Source organism: Corallococcus sp. CA041A, assembly GCF_003612075.1.
Taxonomy (GTDB): domain Bacteria; phylum Myxococcota; class Myxococcia; order Myxococcales; family Myxococcaceae; genus Corallococcus; species Corallococcus exiguus.
In genome coordinates this window covers 1-1,159 of record NZ_RAWF01000549.1, presented here as the reverse complement: position 1 = coordinate 1,159, position 1,159 = coordinate 1, and the positions used below count along the sequence as shown (strand labels likewise).

Sequence of the window (1,159 nt, the reverse complement as noted above, 5' to 3'; positions counted from 1 at the left end):
TACCCAACGAGTGCGGGCAGAGGAGATGAGACGTCGGAAGCCTCCTGGGCGGCCCAACTGCGCCAGGAGGTGGACGGCAGCAGCGTAGAAGTCCTCCCGCCGCTTCGTCAGCATGCGGCTGAAGTACGCCTCCTTGAGGTGGCCCCAGAGGCTCTCAATCGGGTTGAGTGTCTCCGAGGTGTACTTCGGCAGCCAGAAGGGGCGCACCCACGCCTCCACCTCCTGGAGTACTTGGGTGGAGAGCTTGGAAGTGAAGGACCCGTCGTTGTCGAGCACGAGCACGATTCGCTTGCCGGTGGCCTGGGCGCGAGCTCTCAGTTTACGTACCAGTGCGACGAAGAGGCCGGAGTTGACGCTGCGCGGCTGGTGGCTGAAGAGAAAAGGGCCGTCCGGGAAGCGGTAGGCGCCGCAGACGGCGACCCGCTCGTTCTTGCCGGGCGTCTCCACCAGCAGGCGTTGCCCCCTCTTGCGCCACATCTGGCGCACGACGGGCAACAAGTCGAATCGCACCCCGTCGCCGTACCACAACTCGAAGTCCGCGCCCGGCTGGCAAGCGGCCCTCTCCAGAGCGCGCAGTCGGCGCCGGGCTCGTTCTTTTTTCCCCCTCGTCCACCAGGTTCTTGGTGGTGCGCTTGGAGCGTCTCCAGACGAAGCCGTGCATCCGCAGCAACTCGCCCACCCAATAGGCACTCAGTACGATGCCCGTTTCTTGGCGCAGGTACTCGGACATCCGCGGAGCCGTCCACCGCGAGAAGGCGTACCCCACCTGCCGCGGGTCCTTCTGCACCGTCCGCACCAGCAAGCGCACATAGGCGGCGTCCGCTCGCGACGGTCGACCCGGTCGGCGGGCATCCTCCAGCCCAGCCAGGCCGCCCAGCCGCCATCGCCGTCGGCAGTCGCGCACCATCCGGGGACTGACGCCCAGCGCCCGCGCGATATGCGCCGCGCTATCCCCGGCGCAACTCAACAGGACGATAGTGGCCCGGAGCCCTGCGGCTACCGAGCCAGCACCTCGTGCCAGCCGCTGAAGTGCTCGGCGCTGTGGCACCGTCACTTTGAGGTGGTTGCCGCTTCGGCTCATCCACCGCTCCTCCTGCCCTCCTGCAGGGCAGCGGTGGATGCTACCTCCCTAGGCAAAGATTTACCCCGGATGGCTTAG

At 66.9% G+C, this 1,159-nt stretch carries 1 protein-coding gene and 1 pseudogene; both read right to left on the bottom strand.

From position 1 onward, the window contains the following. Positions 1-690 (bottom strand): transposase (locus D7V77_RS45400; RefSeq protein WP_147452364.1); only part of this gene is annotated, 690 nt, incomplete at its 3' end. Then, a pseudogene (locus D7V77_RS46125) lies at positions 641-1,081 on the bottom strand (helix-turn-helix domain-containing protein); the annotation flags it as partial. The pseudogene D7V77_RS46125 and the gene D7V77_RS45400, both read right to left, overlap by 50 nt. Positions 1,082-1,159 lie beyond the last annotated feature (78 nt).